Origin of the sequence: Sphingomonas pollutisoli (assembly GCF_029167165.1) — a bacterium.
In the GTDB taxonomy this organism is placed as follows: Bacteria; Pseudomonadota; Alphaproteobacteria; order Sphingomonadales; family Sphingomonadaceae; genus Sphingomonas; species Sphingomonas pollutisoli.
Genome location: NZ_JARFNJ010000040.1, coordinates 1 through 4,643, shown reverse-complemented (window position 1 = coordinate 4,643; position 4,643 = coordinate 1). Strand labels below are relative to the sequence as shown.

The 4,643-nt window shown below is 67.2% G+C and carries 2 protein-coding genes and 1 pseudogene; all 3 read right to left on the bottom strand.

All coding sequences use genetic code 11. The features are described from left to right. Nucleotides 1–68 precede the first annotated feature (68 nt). Nucleotides 69–461 (bottom strand): annotated as a pseudogene (locus PX554_RS26390) (ArdC-like ssDNA-binding domain-containing protein); the annotation flags it as partial. 125 nt (nt 462–586) lie between these two features. Continuing rightward, nucleotides 587–2,635 carry a ParB/RepB/Spo0J family partition protein gene (locus tag PX554_RS26385; RefSeq protein WP_037447387.1) on the bottom strand — a complete coding sequence of 683 codons (2,049 nt, stop codon included), beginning with the start codon at nt 2,633–2,635 and terminating at the stop codon, nt 587–589. A gap of 164 nt (nt 2,636–2,799) precedes the next feature. Then, nucleotides 2,800–4,563: a strawberry notch C-terminal domain-containing protein gene (locus PX554_RS26380; RefSeq protein ID WP_275505031.1), complete on the bottom strand. Its 1,764-nt coding sequence runs from the start codon at nt 4,561–4,563 to the stop codon at nt 2,800–2,802. Between the last annotated feature and the right edge of the window lie 80 nt (nt 4,564–4,643).

Genomic DNA, 4,643 nt, shown 5'->3' with positions numbered 1-4,643 from the left:
GATCTATAGCCAGCAAGATCATCTACTCATGGTAGAGCTCCTTTATACTTCCGCCGTTACGGCGCACCGTTGAACACCGTGTACGAGCGCAGGAACCGGATATTCTTCGTCGCCGCCTCGCCGGTGACGCGGTCCGCCTCGGTTTTCGAGAAGGTCGAATAATAGACGCTGTGCGCGCCATGCTCGCCGCGCCGTACCTGTCCGCCCAACTCGGTCGCCTGTCGGTAGGTCATCCAGTTGCGGCCAGAGAACCCCTGGGCGTCGCCGATCGCCCAGAGATAGAGCGCGTTGATGCCGGTGTAGGGCGTGCCGCAATGCCGCAGCGGTCGCCCCCCTGCCCCGGTCAGTCCCCAGGGGCGCGACCAGGGCAGGACGCCGGCTTCAAGCTTGGCGATTATGAGGTTGGTGATCTCGGCCGCGACATCGCGGCGTGGCGCAGTCGATTTGCGGTGAAAGGTCATGGGAAAGCTCCCTCGATGCGCGGGCCACGCGTGACGGTCCGCGGGTAAAAAGAAGGCGGCCGCCCCGGTGAGGGACAGCCGCCAAGGTGTGCCCGGGAGACGAACGGGCCGGGGGTATCGGGGGGCTATTCGGCCGCGATCAGCGCCTCGTCGCTGTCGATCCCGGCATCGTCGGCACCGAGATCATCGGTGTCGCCGTAGTCGTCGTCGTCGAAGCCCTCATCGCCGGGCTCGTCGTCGATTGCCTCGTCGGCACCGGCGACCGACACGAGATCGAACCGCATCGCGTCGGGCACCCAGGCCAGCGCCGCGTCCTTGGTCTCCGCCTCGGTGATCGCTTCGCCGGCGAACAGCTTCTCGCAGCTGGTCGAGATCTCGCCCTTCTTCGAGGCCATGTAGCGGGCCGCGAGCGGCGCGCCCCCGACGTTGGTGAGCAGCGCCAGCAGCGTACCCTTCGACACGCGGTCGAAGAAGTTCGCCGAGGTAGGGCGCCACCATTTGGCGGGTTCGATCTCGAGGATCGAGGCGAGCCGCGCATGGAGCGGGTTGGTGGTGACCGAGCTGTAATCGGGCTTGGCCTCGAGCGAGGTCGCCACCACGACCGCGAGCCAGGCCGCCTTGGCGTCGTCGCTGAGCGCGCGGAACGCCTCGAACCGCTCGACCGGGTTCGACCCTTCCGTCCACGACGTGTCGAGACCCTCGCGGGCTTCGGCGATCGCGACCTGCGCCTGCGTGGCGGGCTGATCCTTGGGCATCTGCGGGTCCTGCGGACGCCCTGCCCGAACCGTCGTCCCGTAGCGGCCGTAGCCGTGGCTGGGGTCGGCGAGGCAGAACAGCATATAGTCGAGCGCGAGCCCCGGATCGCCGAGGATCGAGGCGGCGAGGATGTCGCGGCGCTGGACCGCCAGTTCGTCATGGAGCCGCGCGCTGAGCGGCTTGCCGCCAGGAGCGACCGCCTCGGGCGGCAGGTCGGCGGTGCGACGCGACGACGGCGACGACGGCAGCGGCCGATCGTCCCCGGGCAGGCGGATCGGCGTTTCGCTGTAATAGGTCGTGTCGAGTGTCATCTTGCCGTCGCGGCCGAGCGTCAGGAAGACGCCGACCTGGCCCTTGACCTCGTCGGTCAGCTCGGGCGCCTTGTCGTGGATCGCCTGATATTCCTCGCGCAGCCGATCCGATTCCGCATCGAGCGCGGCATAGGTGTCGTCATCGATACCCTCGTCCTCCATATCGCTCTCGATGACCTGCACGCGCTCCTCGATCTTGTCGCAGCGCGTCTGTTCCTCGTCCGTCAGCGGCGCTGCCGGCAGCGTCACGCGGTGGAGGTCGGACGTGATGCCGTAGAGGCTGGTCGTGGCGACGGGGCGCACCCATGCGACGCCCAGTTCCTCGCCGAGCCGCTTGGCCTCGGCCTCCATCAGCGAGGCAGCGAGCGTCTGCGCGAGTTCCGGGTCGGTCCAGCGGTCACCGTCCTCGCTGAACAGTTCGCGCTCGATGCGGCCGCCCGCGGCGACATAGGCATCGGCACCGACCAGGATCGCGATCGGATCCGTCGCCTTCATCGTGTCGTTGGCGATCGCGCGACGGATCTGGTCGGCGTTGACGTAGGACGAGTGACCATACTGCTCGAACACGCGCTCCTGCTTGGCCTTGTCGGCCGTCGAGCCGTAGGCCTTGGCCATCTCGTAGGAGATCTTGCCCGCGGCCAGGGCTTCGAAGATCGGTTCGGCAAGATCGGCGAGGCGCAGCCGTCCCTCGATGAAGCGGCGGGTCTGGCCAAACCGTTTGGCGACCGCGTCGACGTCACCGTCGGTCTTGAGGAAGTGCTGGAACGCGACGCATTCCTCGGCGACGGTCATCTGCTCGCGCTGGAAATTCTCGGTCAGCGACACCTCGCGCAGGTCCGCCTCGTCGCCGGTGATGATCTTGACCGGCACGTCATAGTCGGCGGCAACGATCTCGCCGGCTTCGGCCAGCATCATCGCACCGAGATAGCGGCGATCGCCGGCGATTATCTCGAACATGCCCTTCGGGCGGGCGGCGGTCACCAGCAGGTTCTGCATGATGCCGCGAGCGCGGATGCTGGCGGCCATCGCCTCGATATTCTTGGGCGGGGTGGTGCGCACGTTCTTCTCGGAACGCTTCAGCTTCGCGAGTTTGACGGTCTGGGTCATCTATCGTCTCCATGAGCGGGAAAGTGTCCGGCGCACGGGCGTTTCCCCCGACCCGGACACCCTCCCCGCTCCTTCTCCCCTCTCGTTTCCCGCCACAGCGGGAGGGCGACCAGGTCGCGCCAACAAGCGGCTAGCTGGCAGCTAGCTGTCGGTTGTAGTGCCGGTCAGGCCATCAGCCGCGCGAGGACCGCATCGGCCGTCTCGACGGGGATGAAGACGCGCGTCTTGTAGGCGATGATCTCGGTGAAGCAGCCGATCGACTTGAGCCAGGCGAGCTGGTTGGCCGGTGCGCCGCTGATCTCGATGCGCGGCCTCGCGTTGACGCGCACGCGCTTCACCTCGCAGACGAACGGTCGCTGGATCGTGATCGTCCCGCCTTCCATCGCGGCGCGCGCGACCTCGGCCGGGCTCAGCACGTCGTTGCTGTCGAGGCCCATCTTCGAGAACAGCGCGGGTACGTCGCCCGGAAACACCATGCGCCCGAGCCAGGAGCGACCCTCGGCATCGACCACGCGGTTGACCACGAGATGGTCGCTCGGCAGCGCCGACCAGATCGGCAGCAGAAGGCCGGTCGCGAGCCGGATCGTCTCGACGTCGAGCTTGCCGCGGATCTCGTCGACCTCGGCCGACCATTCCGCCTCGAACCGTGCGCGGCTGCATTCCTCCCAGGCCGTCTCGTAGAGATCGTCGAGTGCGAGATATTCGTGCCGGGTCGGACGCATCAGTTCGATGCGCGACACCGCCACCCCGTCCTCGGTCAGCCAGGAGCGCGCGTTGGTGCGCAGCGCGACCTTGCCCGACTTGCCGTTGCGCACGAACACGGCGGTCTGGTCGGTATCGGCGATGCGCAGCACGCGCTCGAGCGACATGGGGTTGCGGCGCCGGGTCACCTCGATCGTCAGCAGGTGCGAGGTCGCCTTGCTGACCGGGTCGGTGCGCAGGATCGTATCGTCGAGCACGGTCGCGGTCTCGACCGTCATCGTCTCGACGCCGACATCGAGTGTCCCCGCCTCGCGCGCGGCCGCGACCCGTGCCTCGACCAGCGCCAGGAATTCGTCAAAGATGCAGTTCTGGAGCCCGATCGGCAGCGCCAGCAACCGGTTGAGCCAGCGCTGGATGGGCGGGAGATCCTCCTTCAACACGCCGTCGGTATCGAGCAGTTCCAGGCCGGTGCGATGCTGGAAATCGGTGAGGTTGGTGCTGGTCAGCTTCCCCGCGACGAGCAGGTGATACCAGCTGATGAGCGCCGCCTTGGCGTAGTCGCTTTCGAGATTATCGGCCGGGTCGAACAGATTCTGCCCCCCGGTCTGGCGCTGGCCGCGCGTCAGAGCGCCGAGGCTGTCTAGACGCCGCGCGATGGTCGAGGTGAACCTGAGTTCGCCCTTGCAGTCGGTCGTGACGGGCCGGAACAGGGGCGAGCAGGCCTGATGCGTGCGGTGGGTACGTCCCAGGCCCTGGATCGCGCGATCGGCCCTCCAGCCCGGCTCCAGGAGCAGATGCGCGCGTTGCTGCTGGTTCTTCGCATCGAGGCTGGCATGATAAGACCGCCCGGTCCCGCCGGCGTCGGAGAAGACCAGGATGCGCTTGGTGCCTTCCATGAAGGCGGCGGAATCGGCCTGCGTGGCGCGGGCCGAGCGCGATTCGAGCTTCTGCCCTCCCCCGCTCACCGTGATGAGGCGCTTGGTGCGCCCCGTCACCTCGGCGACCATCTCGGTGCCGAACCGGGTGATGATGGCATCGAGCACGGCCGCGATCGGCGGCAGCGCGCAAAGCTGCTCGACCAGATTGTCGCGCTCGGCTTCGGCTTCGGGGTTGGTGACCGGGTGGCCGCTCTCGTCGAACAGCGGTCGCGAGCGCACCTCGCCGGTGTCATCGCGGAAGAAGGTCATCTGCTGGACCGGGAATGCCCGCGTCAGATAGTCGATCACGGCTTCCTTGCAGTCCGCCATTATCTCGAGCGGAGCGGCAGGAGGCTCGGATTTGCGTCGCTTTGTCATGATTTCACTCC

Excerpts from the sequence above, each read along its gene's own strand:
- PX554_RS26385 (WP_037447387.1), bottom strand. The coding sequence starts at position 2,635 with ATGACCCAGACCGTCAAACTCGCGAAGCTGAAGCGTTCCGAGAAGAAC.